The 20,152-nt window shown below is 67.6% G+C and carries 16 protein-coding genes and 1 riboswitch; of the genes, 11 read left to right on the top strand and 5 right to left on the bottom strand.

What is annotated here, in order from left to right; translation table 11 throughout:
- Nucleotides 1–45: 45 nt before the first annotated feature.
- Entirely contained in the window at nt 46–1,755 is a 1,710-nt protein-coding gene (locus tag ACF8ML_RS13770; RefSeq protein WP_392407255.1) for a tannase/feruloyl esterase family alpha/beta hydrolase, read from the bottom strand.
- Nucleotides 1,756–1,950: 195 nt separating this feature from the next.
- Between ACF8ML_RS13770 and ACF8ML_RS13765 the strand changes: the two genes are divergently transcribed.
- Entirely contained in the window at nt 1,951–2,838 is an 888-nt protein-coding gene (locus ACF8ML_RS13765; protein WP_046241907.1) for an amidohydrolase family protein, read from the top strand.
- 6 nt (nt 2,839–2,844) lie between these two features.
- Here ACF8ML_RS13765 and ACF8ML_RS13760 read toward each other — a convergent pair whose 3' ends face one another.
- A complete protein-coding gene (locus ACF8ML_RS13760) occupies nt 2,845–3,345 on the bottom strand; it encodes a MarR family winged helix-turn-helix transcriptional regulator (protein ID WP_016453244.1) in 501 nt (166 codons plus the stop codon).
- A gap of 216 nt (nt 3,346–3,561) precedes the next feature.
- Between ACF8ML_RS13760 and ACF8ML_RS13755 the strand changes: the two genes are divergently transcribed.
- The 9 genes from ACF8ML_RS13755 to ACF8ML_RS13715 all read left to right on the top strand — a co-directional run bounded on the left by ACF8ML_RS13755 (nt 3,562) and on the right by ACF8ML_RS13715 (nt 13,350).
- On the top strand, nt 3,562–5,391 hold the full coding sequence (locus tag ACF8ML_RS13755) for a CocE/NonD family hydrolase (RefSeq protein ID WP_046987485.1): 1,830 nt from the start codon (nt 3,562–3,564) through the stop codon (nt 5,389–5,391).
- A gap of 51 nt (nt 5,392–5,442) precedes the next feature.
- Nucleotides 5,443–6,069: a TetR/AcrR family transcriptional regulator gene (locus ACF8ML_RS13750; RefSeq protein ID WP_063325956.1), complete on the top strand. Its 627-nt coding sequence runs from the start codon at nt 5,443–5,445 to the stop codon at nt 6,067–6,069.
- Entirely contained in the window at nt 6,066–7,115 is a 1,050-nt protein-coding gene (locus ACF8ML_RS13745) for a DUF418 domain-containing protein (protein ID WP_133073535.1), read from the top strand. Before ACF8ML_RS13750 ends, ACF8ML_RS13745 begins: the two co-directional genes overlap by 4 nt.
- A gap of 60 nt (nt 7,116–7,175) precedes the next feature.
- A riboswitch (TPP riboswitch) is annotated at nt 7,176–7,267 on the top strand.
- Between the two features lie 66 nt (nt 7,268–7,333).
- Nucleotides 7,334–8,452, top strand: coding sequence for a hypothetical protein (locus ACF8ML_RS13740; protein WP_016453240.1), 1,119 nt, complete (start codon nt 7,334–7,336; stop codon nt 8,450–8,452).
- Nucleotides 8,449–9,945 carry an acyl-CoA reductase gene (locus ACF8ML_RS13735; protein ID WP_133073536.1) on the top strand — a complete coding sequence of 499 codons (1,497 nt, stop codon included), beginning with the start codon at nt 8,449–8,451 and terminating at the stop codon, nt 9,943–9,945. Before ACF8ML_RS13740 ends, ACF8ML_RS13735 begins: the two co-directional genes overlap by 4 nt.
- A 1-nt stretch (nt 9,946) precedes the next feature.
- Nucleotides 9,947–10,732 carry an ABC transporter ATP-binding protein gene (locus ACF8ML_RS13730; protein ID WP_016453238.1) on the top strand — a complete coding sequence of 262 codons (786 nt, stop codon included), beginning with the start codon at nt 9,947–9,949 and terminating at the stop codon, nt 10,730–10,732.
- The gene (locus tag ACF8ML_RS13725) at nt 10,729–11,490 is read left to right on the top strand and encodes an ABC transporter permease (RefSeq protein ID WP_016450562.1); all 762 of its coding nucleotides are present in this window, start codon (nt 10,729–10,731) and stop codon (nt 11,488–11,490) included. Before ACF8ML_RS13730 ends, ACF8ML_RS13725 begins: the two co-directional genes overlap by 4 nt.
- 38 nt (nt 11,491–11,528) lie before the next feature.
- Complete coding sequence (locus ACF8ML_RS13720) at nt 11,529–12,551, top strand: ABC transporter substrate-binding protein (RefSeq protein WP_047326898.1); 1,023 nt, start codon at nt 11,529–11,531, stop codon at nt 12,549–12,551.
- Nucleotide 12,552: 1 nt separating this feature from the next.
- Entirely contained in the window at nt 12,553–13,350 is a 798-nt protein-coding gene (locus tag ACF8ML_RS13715; protein WP_046239924.1) for an SDR family oxidoreductase, read from the top strand.
- Nucleotides 13,351–13,357: 7 nt separating this feature from the next.
- On the opposite strand, the gene ACF8ML_RS13710 is transcribed toward ACF8ML_RS13715, so the two are convergent.
- The 3 genes from ACF8ML_RS13710 to ACF8ML_RS13700 form a co-directional block, all read right to left on the bottom strand.
- Nucleotides 13,358–15,157, bottom strand: coding sequence for a methyl-accepting chemotaxis protein (locus ACF8ML_RS13710; protein WP_392407253.1), 1,800 nt, complete (start codon nt 15,155–15,157; stop codon nt 13,358–13,360).
- A gap of 93 nt (nt 15,158–15,250) precedes the next feature.
- Nucleotides 15,251–16,444, bottom strand: coding sequence for a helix-turn-helix domain-containing protein (locus tag ACF8ML_RS13705; protein ID WP_016453234.1), 1,194 nt, complete (start codon nt 16,442–16,444; stop codon nt 15,251–15,253).
- 181 nt (nt 16,445–16,625) lie between these two features.
- Nucleotides 16,626–16,976 carry a hypothetical protein gene (locus ACF8ML_RS13700; RefSeq protein ID WP_133073538.1) on the bottom strand — a complete coding sequence of 117 codons (351 nt, stop codon included), beginning with the start codon at nt 16,974–16,976 and terminating at the stop codon, nt 16,626–16,628.
- A gap of 300 nt (nt 16,977–17,276) precedes the next feature.
- Between ACF8ML_RS13700 and ACF8ML_RS13695 the strand changes: the two genes are divergently transcribed.
- Nucleotides 17,277–20,135 (top strand): midcut-by-XrtH protein, encoded by a 2,859-nt coding sequence (locus tag ACF8ML_RS13695; protein ID WP_392407252.1) that lies wholly within the window; start codon nt 17,277–17,279, stop codon nt 20,133–20,135.
- The last annotated feature ends 17 nt before the right edge of the window (nt 20,136–20,152 follow it).

Genomic DNA, 20,152 nt, shown 5'->3' with positions numbered 1-20,152 from the left:
CGGAGGGGGCGGGCCGTTCAGGCGCCGCCCGCCTTCAGTGCATGGTCAGCGGCAACTGAAGCTGGCAGCGCTTTCCATGTCGCCGCTGCCGTTGTAGCGGGCGGCCAGCGGATGGGGGCACAGCGGCCGGGTGCGCGTGGGCGACCAGTTGGCGGGCAGGTCGGCGTTGGCGCCGCCCGCGTTGCCCGCGCCGCGCGCACTGGCGATCACGCGGTCCGGCGCCTGGCCTTTCTCCACCCAGGCCACGAGGGAGCTGAGCATGTCGAACTGATCGGTGGCCGGGCCGCCGCTGCAGTGGTTCATGCCGGGCACCAGGTACAGGCGGGCGAAGTCGGCGGCGTCGCCATGGTTGCGGCGCAGCGTGTCGTACCACTGCACGGTGTCATCGCTGGAGAAGATGGGGTCGGCCGTGCCGTGGTAGACCATGAGCTTGGCGCCCCGGTTGCGCAGCACGGGCAGCTTGCCGTAGTCGGGCGGTATCATCAGCGACAGGCCGCTTTCCGTGAAGGTGCCGTTGGTCGCCTGCACCTTGGCCAGCATGCTGTCCACGCTGCCGTTGAGGGCGAACTGCGCGTCGTTGAAGCTGGCGGCGCTTTCCGGCGGCGTCTGCCAGATGAAGGCCACGGCACCGGAGTCGCGGCTGATGGGGTTGGAGAATTTCCAGCCGGCCCAGCCGGCCGTATCCAGGCCCGCGTCATATGGGAAGCTGCTGTAGATGCGGCTGCCGCCGCTGGTGGTGGCGCCCTTGAACAGGCCGGCAATGGTGCTCTTTTGCTCGGCGCTGAGGCAGCTGCCGTCGCGCGCACCGCCGCAGGTGGGCACATCGCGCGACAGGTCGAAGCTCGCCTGGCAGGCTGCGCCGGCCTGCACCATGCCGTCGGTGGCCCCGTCCAGCGCATCGCACCGGGCCAGCACGGCCTGGCTGACCAGGCGGCGCTCGGCCTGGGTGAAGCCCGTGCCCAGGTCTGAGGCCGTGGTCGCCAGCTTCGCATAGCCCTGGGCGCCGGCAATGTTGGCAATGGCCGCCAGCGGCAGGCGCGTGCCGGGGTTGCCGGCGATGATGCCGTCGTACTGGTCGGCATAGCGCGAGGCCGCCACCATGGCGTGGCGCCCGCCGTTGGAGCAGCCGCCCAGGTAGGAGCGGTCAGGCCCCTTGCCATAGGCCGTCTGCAGCGCGCTGCGCGCCATGGGCGTGAGCTTGCCCACGGCCTGGTAGCCATAGTCCAGCCGCGCCTGCGGGTCCAGGCCGAAGAAGGGACCCAGGCTGCCTGCATGCCCGGCATCGGAGCTGAGCACGGCAAAGCCCATCTGCAGCGCGTTGCCCAGCGGCCCGCCGCCCAGCGCGCCCACGGCCGTGCTCACGACGCCGTCCAGCCCGCCGTTGGCCTGGTAGAAGAAGCGCCCGTTCCAGTCGCGCGGCAGGCGCATCTCGAAGCCCACGGCGTAGTTCTGGCCATCCACGGTGCTGACGCGCTCGTGCATGCGGCCGGTCACGCGGCAGTGCTCGGCAATGGGCTTGCCCGCCACCGCCAGCGTGCCGGCGGCCACGGTCTCGGCGGCGGTGATGCGGGTGTTGGGGAAGGATATTTTCGCGGCCAGGTCCGTGCACGACAGCAGCGTGGCGGGGCGGGCCTCGGCCAGCTGCGCGATGCCGTCGCTCGAGCCGCCGCAGGCCGACAGCAGCAGGGCGGGCAGGGCGGCGGCCAGCGCGGCCGGCAAGGCGCGGGAACGGGTCTTGTGGATCTTTCTGTCCATGTGTGTCTCCTCGGAAGGTGGTGTAAAGCCTCAGCGCGAATCCGTTGCGTGGCAGCCGTTGCCTGCATCTGCATCGCTTTCTGATGGCCGCGATTTTGGTTATATTTAATAACCAATTCAAGCGGCCTTTGTGAATTTCTTATTGGGACTTCCCCTTGATTGCGGGGCAGGCAGCAGGCCGCACAGGAGACAGACATGGACCACGAAAAACTCATTGCCATCGACATTCACACGCACGCCGAGGTGAGCTGCTGGAACCCGTTCGACAACTACGGCGAGGAGTACGACCGCGCCGCCGACAAGTACTTCGGCAACGGCCGGCGCCCGACCATCGCCGAGACCGTGGCCTATTACCGCGAGCGCAACCTGGGCCTGGTGATGTTCACGGTGGACAGCGAATCGCAGCTGGGCCGGCGCCGCATTCCCAACGAGGAGATCGCCGAGGCTGCGCGGGCCAACAGCGACATGATGGTGGCCTTCGCCAGCATCGATCCGCACAAGGGCCGCATGGGTGCGCGCGAGGCGCGGCGGCTGATCGAGGAAGAGGGCGTCAGGGGCTTCAAGTTCCACCCCACGGTGCAGGGCTTCCATCCCTACGACCGCATGGCCTGGCCGATCTACGAGGTGGTGGCCGAGTACCAACTGCCGGCCATCTTCCACACGGGCCACAGCGGCATTGGCAGCGGCATGCGCTGCGGCGGCGGCCTGCGCCTGGCCTACAGCAATCCCATGCACCTGGACGACGTGGCCATCGACTTTCCCGACATGCAGATCGTGATGGCCCACCCCAGCTTTCCCTGGCAGGACGAGGCCCTGTCCGTGGCCCTGCACAAGCCCAATGTCTGGATCGATCTGTCGGGCTGGAGCCCCAAGTACTTTCCCCGGCAGCTGGTGCAGTACGCCAACACCCTGCTCAGGGACCGCGTGCTGTTCGGCAGCGACTATCCCCTGATCACGCCCGAGCGCTGGATGAAGGATTTCCAGGAAGCCGGCTTCAAGCCCGAGGTGATGCCCGGCATCCTCAAGGGCAATGCGGTGCGGCTGCTGGGCTTGGACCGGCCCGCCGCGCAGAAGGCGGACTGAGCGCGCTCAGTTGTAGATCTTCTGCAGCAGCTGGATCAGCGTTTTGCGCTCGGCATCGGTCAGGCGGTAGGTGGCATCCATCTCCAGCTGGGCCGCCGTTCTTTCTGCCTGGGCCGTGAGTTCGGCGCCGGCCGGCGTCAGGTGCACGCCCACGGCGCGGCGGTCTGTGGGATGGGGGCGGCGCTCGATGAGCTTGCGCCGCTCCAGCGCGGCGATCAGGCCCACCAGGTTGGGCGGCATCACGTCCAGCGCCGTGCACAGCTGGCGCGAGGTGATGCCGGGGTTGTGGGACACCAGGGAGAGCACGGAGAACTCCACCATCTTGAGATCGTGGGTGGCCATGCGCTCCACGAACACCTCGATGATGGACATCGAGGCACGCCGGGCGTTGTAGCCGACCAGGGTGTGCAGGAAAGAGGCGTCGATGGACGGCCCCGGCGCTGTGGTGCCGGACGGGGCCGTGTTCTCTTCGGACGGAGCGGGCTTGGATGTGCGGGCGCGGGGCATGGGGTCAAGGAACTGAAAATCGAATCATAGTGTGACGCGCGGCTGCCGTGGTCCGGGGCCTAAGGCCGTGGCGATTGTCCGCGTTCGCCTTCAGCCTGTCTTCAGGCGTGCTTCAGCCCCCCTTCAGCCTGCGCGTGCGCCATGCGTCCGGACGGTCCTACATTGCGGCCTGCCCCCTTGCGGGCATGACTGCATCAGCAACCAGGAGGACCATCCATGATGACTTTTCGCCATTCCCGCGCGTGGCTCGGCGCGGCCGGCATCGCCACCCTTGCCCTGGGCCTTGCGGCCTGCGGCGGGGGCTCTTCGGGCAGCACCAACCCCGGGCCGCGCATCTGGGGCTACATCCAGCTGCCTGACGGCAACAAGATGCGCTATTCGGTGGTCTTTCCCAAGGGGCCGGGGCCGTTTCCCGTGCTGATGGAGTACGACGGCTACGGATCGGGCTCGGTCACGGACCAGACCACCCAGGAATGGACCAAGGAAGGCTATGCCGTGATGGGCCTGAACGTGCCCGGCACGGGCTGCTCCACGGGCGAGAACCAGTGGGCCGACGCCTCCGTGGGCGCGGCCGGGGCGCACGCGGTGGAGTGGGCTGCGCGCCAGGCGTGGTCCACGGGCAAGGTGGGCATGGTGGGCTATTCATACTCGGGCTACGACCAGCTGTGGGTGGCGGCCCAGCGTCCGCCCAGCCTCAAGGCGATTGCTCCTGGCAAGAACGTGGCCGATCCCTACCGCGACGTGGCCTATCCGGGCGGCATCCAGAACATCGGCTTTCCCGCCAATTGGTGGGGGCAGTTCCCCGCGATATGGCGCAAGGCCGCCGAGGACGCCAAGGCTCTGGACGGCGATACCGGATGCGCCCAGGTGGTGGAGGACAACATCCGCAAGATCCAGCGCCCCGACCTGGACATGGCGCGCTGGCTGGACGAGGACCGCTTCTTCGGCGCCCGCTACGCGCGCAAGAGCGCCATGTACACCACGCACCGCATCGACATTCCCACGCTGGGCACCCAGTCCTGGCAGGACGAGCAGGTGGGCACCCGCATGGGCTACTACGAGGACAGCATCGCCCCGGACAAGATGTGGCTGATCAGCTCCAACGGCGACCATCACACCGACAGCGCCCCCTTTATTCGCGAGACCATGAAGCGCTTTTACGCGCGCTTTCTCAAGGGCGAGAGCAATGGCTTCGAGCACACGCCGCGCGTGCTGCTGGCGCAGGAAATGCAGTGGATGAACGGTGGGGGCGACTATGGGCAGCTGCGCCCCTCGGCCGTGGCCAGCTTTGACCGGCTGCCCGTGCGCGTCACGCCCATGACGCTGTGGCTGCAGCCGGGCGGCGGGCTGGGCGATGCGCCCCCGCAGGCCGAGCGCCAATCGGCCAGCTACCGCTACCCGCTGCCGGGCGCCGATGCCAACCATCCCGACGCGGACACCGAGTCCGGCGCGGGCCAATGGATGGCCAGCCCCGCCGGGCAGGGCCTGCTGCGCTTTACCACGGCCCCGCTGCCGCGCGCGCTGAGCTTTTATGGCGAGGCCTCGCTGGACCTGTGGCTCAGCGCCACGGCCGGCGATACCGATGTGCAGGTCACCGTCTCGGAGGTGCGTCCCGACGGCCAGGAGATGTTCGTGCAGCGCGGCTGGCTGCGTGCTTCCATGCGCGCGCTGGACGGCCAGCGCTCCACCGCCTTGCGGCCCTGGGGCGATTTCACCGAGGCCGCCGTGCGCCCGCTGCGCCCCGGCGAGCCCACGCTGATGCGCGTGGAAATCCAGAAATTCGCCCATGTGTTCCGCGCGGGCTCCAGCCTGCGCGTGACCCTGGACACGCCTTCGCAGACCGGGTACTGGGCCTTCGACCATCTGTCCACGCCTTCGACCAACACCGTCTGGCTGGACCGCAGCCGGCCGTCGAAGATCGTGCTGGGCCACATCGCCTATGCCCATGAGCGGCAGCTGCCGGACTGCCGGCGCATGCTGCGCCAGCCCTGCAGGCCCAACGAGGAGGCCGTTCCTTCGGGCGTGGGCCCCCTGCCGCCGCTGTGATTTCATGCCCCGGTGTTGACCATGAATGAACGTTCGTTCATCATTCGGGGCATGAAAAAGAAAGAAGACATCAGCGAGCGCCGGGCTGTCATCGTGGAGGCCGCCCTGCAGTGTTTCGTGGAGCGCGGCTTTCACTGCACCAGCATGCGCGACATCGCGCAGGCTGCCTCGGTGAGCCTGGGCAATCTGTACAACCACTTCGACAGCAAGCAGGCCTTGATTGCCGAGGTCGCCACGCAGGAGCAGACCGAGCTGCTGCCCTTGCTTCAGGCGCTGGAGCGGGCCGCAGCCCCTTCGCTGCCGGTGGTGGCGCAATTCCTGGCCGCCTACCAGGCGCTGTGCCGTCAGCGGGAATGGGCCGTGCTCAGCGCCGAGTGCCTGTCCGAGATCGCGCGTTCGCCGGGCCTGGCGCCGGCCTTCGAGGCCAACCGCAGGCGCATGCTCGACGGCCTGGCAGGCTTCATGGAGCGCGGGGCGCAGCAGGGCCTCTTGCGGCCCGCCGTGCCCGTGCGCCTGGCCGCGCAACTGCTGCTGGATGCCGTGGAAAGCGATGCGCTGCGCTTTGCGCTGGCGGTGACGCCGCAAGAAGACGCGGGGGCGGATGAAGGGGTCGATGTGCTGCATCCCGCCTTGCTGGCCTGCCTTCTTGGAGGCGAGGCACGGGGAGACGCGACATGAGGCATGCCACCGGCAGGGGCGCCCGCCTGGCGGGGCTGGACCTGGCGCGCTACCTGGCGCTGGCAGGTATGGTGTTCGTCAACTTCAAGCAGGCCATGCATCCCGCGCTGCAGGAGCCGGGCTGGCTGCTGTCGTTCTTCCATTTCCTGGAGGGCAAGGCCTCGGCCACCTTCGTGGTGCTGGCAGGCCTGGGCCTGGTGCTGGCCACGCGCTCGCTGGAGCCGGCCACGGCGCGCCTCTGGACGCTGCGCCGCGCGCTGTTCCTGCTGGTGGCCGGTGGCATGAACCTGGTGATCTTTCCGGCCGACATCATTCACTACTACGCGGTGTATTTCGTGCTGGCCATCGCCTGGCTGCAGGCCGGCGCAAGGGCGCTGCTGGCCGGCATGGCGGCCGTGGCCATGCTGTCCGCCTGGGCCTTGCTGCAGCTGGACTACAGCCAGGGCTGGGACTGGGCCAGCCTGTCCTACCAGGGCCTGTGGGAGCCGGCCGGCTTTGCGCGCAACCTGCTGTTCAACGGCTTCCATCCGGTGCTGCCCTGGTTTGCGTTCTTCCTCTGCGGCATGCTGCTGGCGCGCCTGCCGCTGGCCGAGCCGCGGGTGCAATGGGGTCTGGTGGCTTGCGGTGTAGCGATGGTGGGCTTGGCCTGCGCCGTCTCGGCACTTGCGGCACAGAGTGAATGGGCTCCCTGGCTGGCCACCGGCCCCATGCCGCCCGGCCCTGCCTACCTGCTGATGGGCCTGGGCTGCGCCAGCATTGCCATCGGCGCCTGCCTGCGGCTGGCCGACCGCTGGCCCGGTGGACCGTGGCGCGGCCTGCTGCCGGCCGGGCGCATGACGCTGACCCTGTACCTGGCCCACATCCTCATCGGCATGGGGCTGCTGGAGGCCATGGGCGCGCTGGACGGATCGCGCAGCCTGCGCGAAGTGGCCGTGGCCGCCGCGCTGTACGTGATCATCGCCAGCCTGGCCGCCTGGGCCTGGAGCAAGAAGGTGGCGCAGGGGCCCGTGGAATGGGTGATGCGGCGGCTGACGGCACTGGGTTGACGCAGTCTTGCAGGGCGATGGCCCCGGGCCTGCGGCGTTGGCGACCCTGCTGTAAGATAGCCCTCCGCTCCGGGGTGCACGCCAGTGCTGAGATCCACACCCGAGAACTTGAACCGGGTCATTCCGGCGGAAGAAGAGCTTGCACCCCTGCGTGGCCGCCCATGCGCCACGGGCGGGGCGCCTTCGGAGCATCACGTCCCAGCTCTCGAAGGAATTCCATGGACAAGGCCCGGCCCCAGGCGGCTTCTCTGGTCGCAGACCTGCTTGCATTCATTGCCATGGACGGCTGCACCGACGAGCAGTTCGATGCACTGGCCCTGCGGCTGTTCGCCTACCAATACGAATCGAATGCGCCGTTTCGCAGCTTCTGCCAGCGGCGCGGCGCCACGCTGCGCAATGTGAAGACCTGGAGCGACATTCCCGCCGTGCCCATCGATGCGTTCAAGGCCATGGAGCTGCGCAGCGAGCCGGCCTCGCCCGCGGAGCGCGTGTTCATGACCAGCGGCACCACGGGCCAGGCCAAGGGACTGTCCGCGCGCGGGCGCCACTTCCATCCCGCGCTCGATGTCTACGATGCGTCGATGACGCGCAACTTCGCGCAGCGCTTCATGGCCGGGCACGAACGCCTGCCCATGGGCATCCTCTTTCCCGACGAGCAGGCCATGCCCAACTCTTCGCTGGCCCACTACCTGGCGCTGGCCAAGACGGAATTCGGCACTCCCGACAGCCGCTACTTCCTCACCCCCGACGGCCTGGACATGCCCGGCCTGTGCGCCGTGCTGGAGGAATCCGAGCGCAGCGGCCGCCCCTATGCGCTGCTGGGCGCCAGCTTCAGCCTGGTGCATGTGATGGACGCACTGCGCGAGCAAGGCCGCAGCTTTTGCCTGCCGCCGGGCAGCCGCATCCTGGACACGGGCGGCTACAAGGGCCAGTCGCGCGAGTTGCCGCTGGAGGACTTCTACGCCGACCTGTCCCGGCTGCTGGGCGTGCCGCGAAGCCACTGCATCAACATGTACGGCATGACCGAGTTGAGCACGCAGTTCTATGACGACGGAAATGCCACGCTGCCGTCGGTCAAGTCGGGGCCGCACTGGATACGCTCGCGCCTGGTCGAGCCCGTCACCGGCCGCAGCGTGGCGCCCGGCGAGCGCGGCATTCTCGTGCACTGCGACCTGGCCAACTACAACGCGGTCACCACCATCCTCACCGAGGACGTGGGCCTGTGGGCCGGCCATGGCGAGAACAGCGGTTTCCTGTTGCTGGGGCGTGCCGAGGGCGCAGCGGCCAAGGGCTGCTCGCTGGCGGTCGATGAATTCGTGAAGGCCGCTGCTGCATGACCATCGAGCGGATCACGGCCGGCTACCTGCCCGAACTGCCTGGTTTGCGCGAGGACGAGGTGCAGTGGCATGTGCTGCCCTTCGAACGCGGCGGCGTGCGGCTGGAAGTCTCCGTGCCCCTGCTGACCGGCCCGCAGATGCATGCGCTGGCGGCCCACGTGCGGCGTGCCGCCGACCGCCACCTCAGGGCCATGCCCGTGGCCGAGATCATCGACGCCATCGACCGTGCCATTGCCCGCCTGCTGGACCGCAGCGATCCCTATCGGCGCCAGGCCGAGGCCTGGCTGCCCGTGGTCAGCGGCTATGACGCCGACATGGTGCGCCTGGGGCTGACGGGCTTCTTCAAGACCTTCCGCGCCGCGCAGCTGCGGCGCTTCGTGGCCGAGGACTTTGCCAACCCGGCCGTGCTGGACGGCTTCCAGCCCGCGCCCAAGGGCGGCGCGGTGCGCGCCTTCGGGCCCGACCTGCTGATGCACAGCTGGGCCGGCAATGTGCCTGCGCTGTCCCTGTGGAGCCTGGTCTGCGGCCTGCTGGTCAAGGCGCCCGCCATTGGCAAGCTGGCCAGCGCCGAGCCGCTGTTCGCGGGCTGGTTCGCACGGCTGCTGGCCGAGGTGCACCCGCCGCTGGCCGATTGCCTGGCCGTGGTGTGGTGGAGCGGCGCGGGTGGTGTGGATGGGGCGGATGGCGCCGATGGCGTGGATGGCGGTGGAGCCGCCGCGCTCCATGCCGAGGCCGACACCGTGCTCGCCTACGGCGGCAACCAGACGCTGCAGGCGCTGCGCCAGCGCCTGCCCGTGACCACGCGCTTTCTGCCGCATGGCCACAAGCTGGGCTTCGGCATGGTGGGCGCCCAGGCGCTGGACACGCTCAAGGCGCCCGCCGTGGCGCGGCTGGCGGCCTGGGACGTGATGCGCTACGACCAGCAGGGTTGCTACTCGCCCCATGTCTTCTACGTGGAGCGCGGTGCCCCCGTGCCGCCGCGTGCCTTTGCCGACTATCTGGCGGCCGAGCTGGCCAACCTGCAGCGGCGCTTTGCGCGCCGGCCGTTGGAGCTGGAGGAGGGCGCCGCCGTGGCCCGCTGGCAGCAGGCCGTGGAATGGTCGGGTGACGAACAGCAACTGCTGGGTCCGGTGGACGCACCCTGGGGCGTGGCGTACAGCGACAGCCTGCAGCCGCTGGCGCCCACGGCCCTGTACCGCACGATTGCCGTGGTGGGCGTGGACCGCCTGGATGACGCCGTGCCCGTGGTGGCCGCGCAGCGCGACTACCTGCAGACGGCCGGCATTGCCGCCTCGCCCGAGCAGCTGTACCGCCTGGCCGGCCTGCTGGGGGCGGCCGGCGTCACGCGCATCAGCGCCATCGGCTCCATGAGCATGCCCGAGGCCGGCTGGCACCATGACGGCCGCTTCAACCTGCTGGACCTGGTGCGCATGACCGAGATAGAGCAATCTGCCGAGGCGGCGGCGCAGCCGTTTGCGCCGTATGCGGACTGACATGGCGAACCTGCAAGAGGGGACGGACGGGGCTGCAACCATGGCGTTTCTCGATGTCGAGCAAGTGGTCTTCACCTACCCGGGCCGCCCGCCCGTGGTGGACGGCGTGGACTGGCGCGTGCAGGCCGGTGAGGTCCACTGCCTGCTGGGCCGCAGCGGCTGCGGCAAGACCACCTTGCTGAAGCTGGCGGCGGGGCTGCTCAGGCCGCAGTCGGGCCGCATTCTGCTGCGTGGCGCCGAGTTGGCCGAGCCCGGCCCGCAACTGGGCTTCATGTTCCAGGCGCCCACGCTGCTGGAGTGGCATACGGCGCTGGGCAATGTGCTGCTGCCCGTGTCGCTGCAAAGGCGCCCCGCGCCGCAGGACGAGCAACGCGCGCTGGCGCTGCTGGAGCAGCTGGGCCTGGCCAGCCATGCGCAGCGCCATCCGCGCCATCTCTCGGGCGGGCAGCAAAGCCGCGTGGCGCTGGCACGGGCGCTGGTGCTCGATCCGCCGCTGCTGCTGCTGGACGAGCCCTTTGCCGCGCTGGACGCCATCACGCGCGCCGAGCTGCAGGACGACCTGCTGCGCACCTGCCGCGAGCGCGGCACCACGGTGCTCTTCGTCACCCATGACATCAACGAGGCCGTCTACCTGGGCGACCGCATCGCCCTCATGCACGGCGGGCGCATCGTGGCCGATATGGCGGTCGATCTGCCCGCGCCGCGCACCCAGGCCATGCGCCACGGGCCGGCGTTCAACGAACACTGCGCCCGCGTGCGCGCAGCCCTGGACAGGACGGCGGCATGACGGTGTCCTTGTTCCATGCCCGCCTGCTGGCCGCCGCGCTGGCGCTGGTCCTGCTGGGCCTGTGGGAGCTGCTGGTGCGGCAATGGGGCCTGTCCGCCCTGGTGCTGCCGGCGCCCTCGGCCATTGCGGCATCGCTGTGGACGGGGCTGGCCACGGGCTATTTCTGGCCGCACATCTGGGCGACGCTCCAGGCCCTGCTGCTGGGGCTGGCGGCCGGCAGCGCGATCGGCCTGCTGGCGGGCATGGCCCTGGCTGAATCCGAGCTGCTGGAGCGTGTGCTCAAGCCCTACGTGGTGGTCAGCCAGGTCGTGCCCAAGCTGGCGCTGGCGCCGCTGTTCGTGCTGTGGTTCGGCTTCGGCATGCTGCCCACGGTGCTGATCACGGCGCTGATCTGCTTTTTCCCGCTGATGGAAAACACCCTGACCGGCCTGCGCCAGGTCGATGCCCAGCGGCTGCAGCTGTTTCGCATGCTGGGCGCCACGCGGCTGCAGACGCTGCTGCGCCTGAAGCTGCCCACGGGCCTGCCCGCCATTCTTGCGGGCCTGCGCGTGGCCGTGGTGCTGGCCCTGGTCGGCGCCGTGGTGGCCGAGTTCATGGGCGCCAGCCGGGGCCTGGGCGCCGTGGTCATCGCCGCCCAGGGAATGATGGACACCACCCTCATGTTCGCCGCCTTGGTGCTGATCGCCGCCATGGGCCTGCTGCTGTACCAGGCCTGCCTGGTGCTGGAGCGCCGGCTGCTGCGCTCGCGCGCCGCCTGACCACCCTGAACACTTCCGCAACCTTTTCCCCAAGCGCCATGCACACACCGCAATCCCCCTTCCTCACCCGTCGCAGCCTGCTGGGCGCCACCGCTGGCCTGGCAGGCTTGGCAGGCCTGACTCTGGCCGGCACCTCGGCAGCGGCCGCGCCCGCCCAGGGCAAGATCCGCCTGGCGGGCTGGAGCAAGCCCATCAGCGAGATCACCAACATCCTGGCCGAGCCCGACAAGGGCTTCTTCAAGGCCCAGGGCGTGGAGCTGGCCTACCTGCCCGGCGCGGGCGGCGGCGACGCCATCCGCAACATGCTCAGCGGCCAGGCCGATGTGGCCTTCACCGACCCCGGCTCCTTCTTCATGGCGCTGGACAAGGGCGAGAAGCTGGTCGCCATCTACGACATCTATCCGCAGAACGTGTTCAACGTGGTCTCGCTCAAGTCGGCCGGCATCCGCAAGCCGGCGGACCTCAAGGGCAAGAAGATCGGCGTCTACAGCCTTTCCAGCGGCACGCGCCAGAACCTGCTGGTGATGCTGCACCAGGCCGGCCTCAAGGAGTCGGACGTGACCATCGTCGTCACCGGCCTGCTCAACTTCGCGCCGCTGATGCAGGGCCAGGTCGATGCCACGGCCGCCACCGACACCGGCCTGGCCGTGGGCCTGCGCAAAGGCATTGGCGAGGTCGATGTGATGCAGGTGCGCGACCACCTCAACATCTCCAGCGACATGTTCGTGGTGCGCGAGGACACGCTGCGCGACAAGAAGGACCTGCTGCGCGCCTTCCTCAAGGGCTACCGCGACAGCGCCGCCTGGATGATGGCCAACCCTGAGGAGGCCGCCACGCTGGCCGGCAAGCACGCCATCGACGGCACCCAGCGCGACATCAACCTGGACGTGATCCGCCTGCGCAATGCGTCTTCGCAGCCGCTGCAGGCCGGCAAGCCGCTGGGCAGCTTCGACCTGGCCGCCCTGCAAAAGGGCGCCGACGCCTACCGCGCGCTGGGCATGGTGCAAAGGCAGATCAAGGTGTCCGACGTGGTGGACACCAGCCTGCTGCCCGGGGCCTGAGATGGCACAGCCGTCTTCCCTGGGCCTGCAAGGCAAGGTGGTACTGGTCACCGGCGCCGGCCGCGGCATAGGCGCGGCCATTGCCACCGCCTTCGCGCGCGAGGGCGCCCTCGTGGCGGTCAACCACCTGTCCAACGACGCTGCCGCCGCCCGCACCGTGGCGGCCTGCCAGGCTGCGGGCAAGCAGGCCGGAGGCGATGCCTGGGCCATCAAGGCCGATGTAGGCTCGCAGCCTGCCGTCCAGGCCATGGCCGAGGCCATCGCGCGCGAGGCCGGCGCCATCGACATCGTGGTCAACAACGCCTTCAAACCCTACGCCTTCGACCCCGAGCGCCGCCGCCGCTTCGACGACCTGGACTGGAGCGACTACCAGGCCCAGTACGACGGTGCCGTGGGCGCGGCCTTCAACGTCTGCCGCGCCGTGCTGCCGCAGATGCGCCAGCGTGCGCGGGGCAGCATCGTCAACATCGCCAGCAACCTGGTGGAGCACCCCGTCGTGCCCTACCACGACTACACCACGGCCAAGGCCTCGCTGGTGGCCTTCAGCCGCAACCTGGCCAGCGAACTGGGGCCCGTGGGCATACGCGTCAACTGCGTGGCGCCGGGCCTGGTCTATCCCACGCAGGGCACGCAGGACACGCGCGAGTCCTTCCGCGAATCGCTGATGGCCGCCACGCCGCTGCGCCGCCTGGCAAGCCCCGAAGACGTGGCGGGGCCGGTGCTGTTCCTGGCCTCGGAACTGAGCGGCTTCATGACGGGACAGGTACTGTTCGTCGATGGCGGCCTGGTGATGCGCTGAGCCTGTTCTAGAACTGCTCCCACTCATCGGTCTCGGCCATTCCGGCCGCCGTGGCGCGGCGGGGTGTTGCTGCCTTGGCGGGCAGCGCCACAGGCGCGCTGGAGGCCGCAGCCGCTGCCGCGCGCAAGGGCTTGGCGGGGCGGGGCACGGCAGGGGCCAGCGCTGGAGACGGCCTGGCGGTCTGTGCGCGCGCCAGACCGGCCGCTGCCACCGGCGCGGATACGGCCTGTGCCCGGGCCTCGCTTTCATCCAGGCGGAACACGCTGACCAGTTGCACCAGTTGCGCGGCCTGCTTGTTCAGGCTGTCGGCAGCAGCGGCAGACTCTTCCACCAGGGAAGCGTTTTGCTGCGTCACCTGGTCGAGCTGCTGCACCGCGTCGCTGACCTGGGTCACGCCCTGGGACTGCTCCTGCGTGGCGGCACCGATGTCGGAGATCAGTTCGGCCACGCGGTGCGTCTGGGTGACGATGTCGTTCATGGTGCTGCCGGCCTCGGCCACCTGGCGGGAGCCGGCGGCGACCTTGCCCACGCTCTCGCTGATCAGGCCCTTGATCTCCTTGGCCGCATTGGCGCAGCGCTGGGCCAGGGAGCGCACCTCCGAGGCGACCACCGCAAAGCCCTTGCCCTGTTCCCCGGCACGCGCGGCCTCCACGGCGGCATTGAGCGCGAGGATGTTGGTCTGGAACGCAATGGCGTCGATCACGCCGATGATTTCCCCGATCTTGCGCGAGCTGTGCGTGATGTCCTCCATGGTGCTGACCACGCCATGCACCACCTCGCCGCCTTGCACGGCCGTGGCGCTGGCCGACTGGGCCAGGCCCGAGGCGCTGCGCACCGTGTCCACGTTCTGCTGAATGGTGGCGGTCATCTGCTCCATGGAGGCGGCCGTTTCCTCCAGGTTGGCGGCCTGCTCCTCCGTGCGAGCGCTCAGGTCGGCGTTGCCCGAGGCGATCTGGCTGGCGCCCGTGGCAATCGATTCGCTGCTGTGGCGCACCTGGCTGACGATGCCGGCCAGGCTGGCGCGCATGGCCTCCAGGCTGGCCAGCAGGCTGGTGGTATCGCCCCGGCGCAGCTGCACGTTCACCGCCAGGTTGCCCTTGGCCACTTCCTGCGTGACCTGGGCCGCGTAGGCCGGCTCGCCACCGAGCAGGCCCTTGATGCGGCGGGTGATGGCCCAGGCCACCAGCGCACCCAGCAACAGCGAGGCCAGGGCCAGCGACAGCATCTGCCGGCCGGCGGCCAGCGATTTGCCTTCGGTGGCCTGGGCCGTTTCCGTGGCACGCACCTGCTGGTGGGCCAGCATGTCGTTGATGGCGGCAAAGAACGCGTCCTGCTGCCTGCGGAACTCTCCGCTGCTGCCCAGCATGGCCGAGACGGTGGGCAGGTCATGCCGCATGGCCGCGGCCATGAACTGGTCCAGCAGCGGCAGGTAGGCGGTGCGCGCATTCCTCATGCGGTCGTACAGGGCGATGCCCTGCGGCGTGGTCAGTCCCTCGCGGAACTGCTCCATGAGCTGGCCTATCTTCTGGCGCTGCGTGTCCAGCGTGGCCTTGGCCAGGGCCTTTTCCGCAGGGTCTTCGATCAGCGCCAGACTGCGCACGCCGCGGAAGATGAACTCCACCGAGCTCTTGACCTCCACCAGCCTGAGCAGGCTGGTGATGCGCGTGTCGGCCAGGTAGGAGACATCGTCCGAGGCCTGGATCAGCCGCGCTCGGCCCAGCAGCGCAATCGACAGCGCGATGAGGATGAGAACCGAGAAACCCAGACCCAGCATGGAGCCCGTTTTCATATTCTTCAGATATTTCATGCGTCTTCCTTTGCGTCCTACTTTGCGTGTTGCTTCGGGTGATCGGTAGGGCCTGAATACACGCCCGTCATATGCATTCCAGGATTTTTCAAATCACGTCAGCCGGTGGTGCCGAACCCAGGCCGATGGCGGTATCCCATAATGGCCGGAAAAATCCCTGGAAAATGTGGAGAGGGAGGAATATCCAAGCCGGGAGGAAATCTGTCCTATGCTTTGATCCGTGGTCAGCAAGGATTCCGCAGCCAGGTGGATACGGCTTTGTCTTATATATTCACCAATGCTGCATGATCGGCTATGGCGAAATGAAACTTCCAGCGTGCGGCGGCTGACGCGGCAATGGTCGGCAATGGACTGCACCAGCAGTTTCTTGTCCAGGTTGTCTTCTATGTATTGAAGGGCGCGTTTCACATAGGCAGGTTCCAGGTCATGCAACCGCGCCTCGTCCATGGCCGTGAATCGTGATTTCTCCAGATAAGGACTGATGGCCATGCTCTTGAGTCGCATGATGTTCAGCGCCTTCAGCGTGGACAGTGCGCCCGCGAAATCGCCCTGCGTTTCCTGTATGTGGTACTCATAGACCAGCGCATTGCGGTGCAGGCCCTCCAACTGGTAGGTCTGCGCCGTGGACTTGGCCAGTACGGCGGCCTGCAGCGCCTGTCCGTACTGGCGCTTGCTGCAATGCACCAGCGCACTGCTGAGCCAGGCCCAGCCTGCAATGGGCGGGTTTTTGGCCTGGTAGTGGATGCCGATGCGCTCAATGGCGCGGACCACGGCGGCAGCCTCGCGCCGGCCCGACTCCAGCCCCTTGAGCGACAGCCGCAGCAGCTCGCTGTACGGCCAGGCCAGGCCCGCTGGCAGCTGGCGGCCCACATTCCCCAGCAGGTCCTGCAAGGCAGCGCTGTCGGGCGCAGCGGCACCCAGCTGGACCAGGCCTGAATCGGGCGGTGGCCCGCACCACAGGTCCTGGTGGTTTTTATAAAGAAAGACCTTCCAGAGGATTTGCGCCCTGGCCCAGGTGATCAGGGCGGGGAGCCAGGGGCTGTCTCCGGGCGCCATTTGCGCAAAATCATGGTCCTTGCCTTCGATCAATTGCAGGGCGGTATCGAGCTCGCCCAGCCGGCCATGCGCCAGCGCCAGCACATAGGTGGCGCGCACCAGGGCCTCGGGCGGCAGCAGCGCGGGATTGGCCATGGCCGCCGTGGCCAGTGAAATGGCATTGCGCTCCTCACCCAGCTGGCAATGGACGAAGGCCGCTGCGATGCGCGACGACACCGCGCGGTCAGGCATGCGGTGCAATTCGAAAATCGCCTGCGCTTCCTGAATATGCCTGAGTACCAATGATGGATATATCGGCGGCTCCGGCCATTTGCAGGCCTGCAGCAATTGCTCGGCCCGGCTGATTTTATTGTTTCCCTGATCAGGTCGCTGGTGATGGTCGGATATTATTCTCCACAATCTGGATGCGCTCTCATCTGGGTGGCCGTGGATGTTGTGCGTCAAAAGATGGATTGAGTAAGAATTCTTGCTTGAAAAAATCAATGATCCTGCTCGATTGATGCATTTTCATGATGAATGCATCTGTGGGGTGGCGCAGGCCTGTCCCATGGGAAACACTGATTGACTGGAGGAATCTTACAGGCTGAATAAACAATTGTTTACATTTGGAAAAGCTTTCTCTTGTCAGATTGCGCAGGCGTTTGTCTTTTTGCGAAACTTTCTCCGGCTCCATTGACTTAATTCGCTGATGCGGCTCGGTTTTTCTGATGGGAAAAATCACAAAGGCCCGCGAGAAAATCCCTGAGTTTTCTAGGGTTGTCACAAGTCGAGTGATATGCGGCCCGCATGTGGGCGGGGTGGATCTGGGCCGGTACCTGCCAGGCAAGGGCGGGCGGTCGGACGAGCTGGGCGCATTGGAGGGGTCGTGCGGCCTTCGAGCGGCCCTTGCCAGAGCCGGTGCCCGCTGGCCAATTACCTGCTTTCAGGGATATGCGCTGCGCAGGCCGTCGTCTAAAGTAAGAAATTGTCAGCAGCGCAGTCATTTGTGGCCTGCCTGAAGGCAGTGGCGGGGACCGCTCCCCGCCTGTTCGGATCTTCGGATCTTTTCTTCCAGGCCAGACCCATGCTGCAACTTTTCCAATTCCTTGCCCGTGGCACGGGGCTCGCACAGGCGTTGGGCGCCTTGGCCGTGGCCTGTGCCGTGCCGGCAGCCCAGGCCCAGAGCATCACTGCGGCACCGCTGGCAGCCGTGGCGCCGGCGGCGATTCCTGTGGACCACCCTGGCGCTCTTGCGCTGCTGGCGTTGGCCTTGGGGGCCTGCCTTGTGCGGGGTGTGCAAAAAGGGCGGATCTCCCTGGTCGGCCTGCGTGCCTGGGCCATGGGCGGTGCTGTTGTCATGACCGCAGCCACGGCGGTCTGGGGCGAGCGGGTGCAGGCCCAGATTCAGGAATTGCAGGAAGCCTTCAACCAGGCCGCGGGCGAGACGCTCACCGTTCCCGTGCAGACGACAGCGCTGGGTGCCGATGGCGCACCGCAGGGATTCCTGCCTGTGGTCTATCGCAACCAGACCTCGGTGCGGCTGAAAATCACCGGCATCACGGACCCTGTGTGGAACACCTGCTTTCCGCTGGGCGTGCCGGGCACGATTCCTACGACGGCCGCGCGTCCCGGCAGCGCCTGCGCGGTCGGCGCCACGCTGGAGGCGGGCGGCTCCTGCTGGGTGGATGTGGCGCAGCTGTGCGCCAACGCGGCGGCCGCCGCGCACGGCAGCCACGCCAGCGTGCTTGCGCCCGACAGCGTGCAGGTGGACACGGCCGGGCAGCGCACGGGCAATGTGCTGTCCAACGATTCCGATGCCGATGGGGCGCTCGTGGTCGCCAGCTTCACCTATGAAGGCCAGACCGTGGCGGCCGGCAGCTCCCGGAACGTGGCGGGGCGCGGGACCTTCGCGCTGCAGGCAGACGGCAGCTTCACTTTCCAGGCGGATGCGAACTACAGCGGCGGCCATCCGCTGGCCATCGGCTACACCGTGCAGACCGGCGCGTCCAGCACGCTGAGTGTTTTCGTGAACCGGGTGCCCGTGGCCGGCAACGATACGGCCACCACCGATGCCGATACATCCGTCGCCATCGCCGTGCGCGGGAACGACAGCGATGCGGATGGGGACAGCCTGACCGTTTCCGGCATCACCCAGGGCGCCCACGGTTCCGTGGTCGTGGATGCCGTCACGGGCAATCCGGTCTACACGCCGAACGCCAACTTCACCGGCAGCGACAGCTTCACCTACACCATTGGCGACGGCAGGGGCGGCTTTGCCACGGCCAGCGTGTCGGTGACGGTTGCTGCTGCGCCCTCCGGCAATCAACCGCCAGTGTCTGTCTCCGATGCGATAGTGGTGGCCGAGGGCGCTGTGGCCACGGTCCTTGCCAGCGGTGCAACCAGCGTGCTGGCCAACGACACGGACCCTGACGGCAATCCGCTCGTCGCGGTGCTGGTGACGGGTCCGGCGAACGGGTCCATGACGCTGAGCGGCAATGGCACCTTCACCTATATCCACAACGGCAGCGAGACGGTTTCCGACAGCTTTGCCTACCGTGCCAGCGATGGGCTGGCCATGGGAAACATCGTCACCGTTTCCATCACGGTCACTCCCGTGAACGATGCACCGGTTGCCGTGGCAGATCAATGGATGGTTGCCACGGACATCCCGCGGAGCATCAGCTTTGCCACGTTGCTGGCCAATGACACGGATGCCGACGGCGACAGCCTGACCATCACCCTGGCTCATTCGCCGATCAATGGCAGCCTTGCATCGCAGGCGGGCGGGGTGCTGTTCACGCCCGCTGCAGGCTACGAAGGACCGGCCAGCTTTCTCTACGACGTCAGCGATGGGCGCGGCGGTACCAGTATCGGCACGGTCAATCTGTCGGTTGGAGCGGCCAGCGCTTCTTCGGTCGTTGTCCTGAAGTCCCTGCTGGCCATCGCACAAGGCACAGGCGGGACCAGCGTCAGGTTTCCGATAACCACGAAGCTGGTGGATACGGATGGCTCGGAAACCCTGTCGATCAGGATCAGTGGACTGCCCACCAATCTGTCCTTCAATGCGGGCACGAACCTGGGTGGTGGTGTCTGGCAGTTCACCGAAGCCGACCTGCCCAATCTCATCCTGAATCTGCCTGGCAGCTACACCACGAACGCCACCAATCTCACGGTCCAGGTCACGGCGACGGAGGTGAGCGGCGGCTTCACGGCATCGACATCCACCGTGGTCACGCTCAAGGCCTCATATACGACCGTGGATGTCACCACGACCCATAGCGGCAGCTATACGGGCAGCTCGGCCAGCGAATACATCGCTGGTGGCAACGGCGCCAACACCATCAGCGCCGCCAACGGAAACAACATCGTTTTCGGAGGCGCTGGCGACGACAACCTGTCGGCGGGCGCAGGCTCCGATGTGCTGATGGGTGGCAGCGGCGACGACACCCTCAATGCGGGGTCGGGCACGGACCTGCTGGCCGGTGGCCCCGGCAACGATCTGATGAGCGGCGATGATGCGGGCGAGAACTTCGTGGATGTCTTTGCCTGGTCGCTGGGAGACCAGGGGGCGGCAGGAACGCCGGCCATGGACCGAATCCAGAACTTCGCCATGGCGGCCGCGGGAGCCAACGGCGCAGGCGGTGATGTACTGGACCTGCGCGACCTGCTGCAGGGTGAATCCGCAGGCCCCGGCAATGCCGCAGGCAACCTGGCCGACTACCTGCACTTCGAGATCACAGGAGGTGATACCTGGGTCCATGTCAGCCACACGGGCGGCTTCGGTGCGGACTCCCATGCGGTGGGTGCAAGCTATTCGGCATCGGCCGAGACCCAGCAGATCATCCTGGAAGGCGTGAATCTGCAGACGCTGTATTCCGGTGCCGCCACGGATCAGCAGATCATCACGCAGCTGCTGAACAACAGCAAATTGATCGTGGATTGACCGGCGCCGGTCCTATG

Source organism: Delftia sp. WSY_10 (assembly GCF_043104705.1).
GTDB classification, from domain to species: domain Bacteria; phylum Pseudomonadota; class Gammaproteobacteria; order Burkholderiales; family Burkholderiaceae_C; genus Comamonas; species Comamonas tsuruhatensis.
The sequence above is the reverse complement of the archived record's forward strand: the minus strand, read 5'-3'. Positions and strand labels throughout refer to the sequence as shown.

Excerpts from the sequence above, each read along its gene's own strand:
- ACF8ML_RS13760 (WP_016453244.1), bottom strand. The coding sequence starts at position 3,345 with ATGCCCCGCGCCCGCACATCCAAGCCCGCTCCGTCCGAAGAGAACACG.
- ACF8ML_RS13765 (WP_046241907.1), top strand. The coding sequence starts at position 1,951 with ATGGACCACGAAAAACTCATTGCCATCGACATTCACACGCACGCCGAG.
- ACF8ML_RS13715 (WP_046239924.1), top strand. The coding sequence starts at position 12,553 with ATGGCACAGCCGTCTTCCCTGGGCCTGCAAGGCAAGGTGGTACTGGTC.
- ACF8ML_RS13755 (WP_046987485.1), top strand. The coding sequence starts at position 3,562 with ATGATGACTTTTCGCCATTCCCGCGCGTGGCTCGGCGCGGCCGGCATC.
- ACF8ML_RS13695 (WP_392407252.1), top strand. The coding sequence starts at position 17,277 with ATGCTGCAACTTTTCCAATTCCTTGCCCGTGGCACGGGGCTCGCACAG.
- ACF8ML_RS13710 (WP_392407253.1), bottom strand. The coding sequence starts at position 15,157 with ATGAAATATCTGAAGAATATGAAAACGGGCTCCATGCTGGGTCTGGGT.
- ACF8ML_RS13730 (WP_016453238.1), top strand. The coding sequence starts at position 9,947 with ATGGCGAACCTGCAAGAGGGGACGGACGGGGCTGCAACCATGGCGTTT.
- ACF8ML_RS13720 (WP_047326898.1), top strand. The coding sequence starts at position 11,529 with ATGCACACACCGCAATCCCCCTTCCTCACCCGTCGCAGCCTGCTGGGC.
- ACF8ML_RS13770 (WP_392407255.1), bottom strand. The coding sequence starts at position 1,755 with ATGGACAGAAAGATCCACAAGACCCGTTCCCGCGCCTTGCCGGCCGCG.
- ACF8ML_RS13745 (WP_133073535.1), top strand. The coding sequence starts at position 6,066 with ATGAGGCATGCCACCGGCAGGGGCGCCCGCCTGGCGGGGCTGGACCTG.
- ACF8ML_RS13740 (WP_016453240.1), top strand. The coding sequence starts at position 7,334 with ATGGACAAGGCCCGGCCCCAGGCGGCTTCTCTGGTCGCAGACCTGCTT.
- ACF8ML_RS13735 (WP_133073536.1), top strand. The coding sequence starts at position 8,449 with ATGACCATCGAGCGGATCACGGCCGGCTACCTGCCCGAACTGCCTGGT.
- ACF8ML_RS13705 (WP_016453234.1), bottom strand. The coding sequence starts at position 16,444 with ATGCCTGACCGCGCGGTGTCGTCGCGCATCGCAGCGGCCTTCGTCCAT.
- ACF8ML_RS13750 (WP_063325956.1), top strand. The coding sequence starts at position 5,443 with ATGAAAAAGAAAGAAGACATCAGCGAGCGCCGGGCTGTCATCGTGGAG.
- ACF8ML_RS13725 (WP_016450562.1), top strand. The coding sequence starts at position 10,729 with ATGACGGTGTCCTTGTTCCATGCCCGCCTGCTGGCCGCCGCGCTGGCG.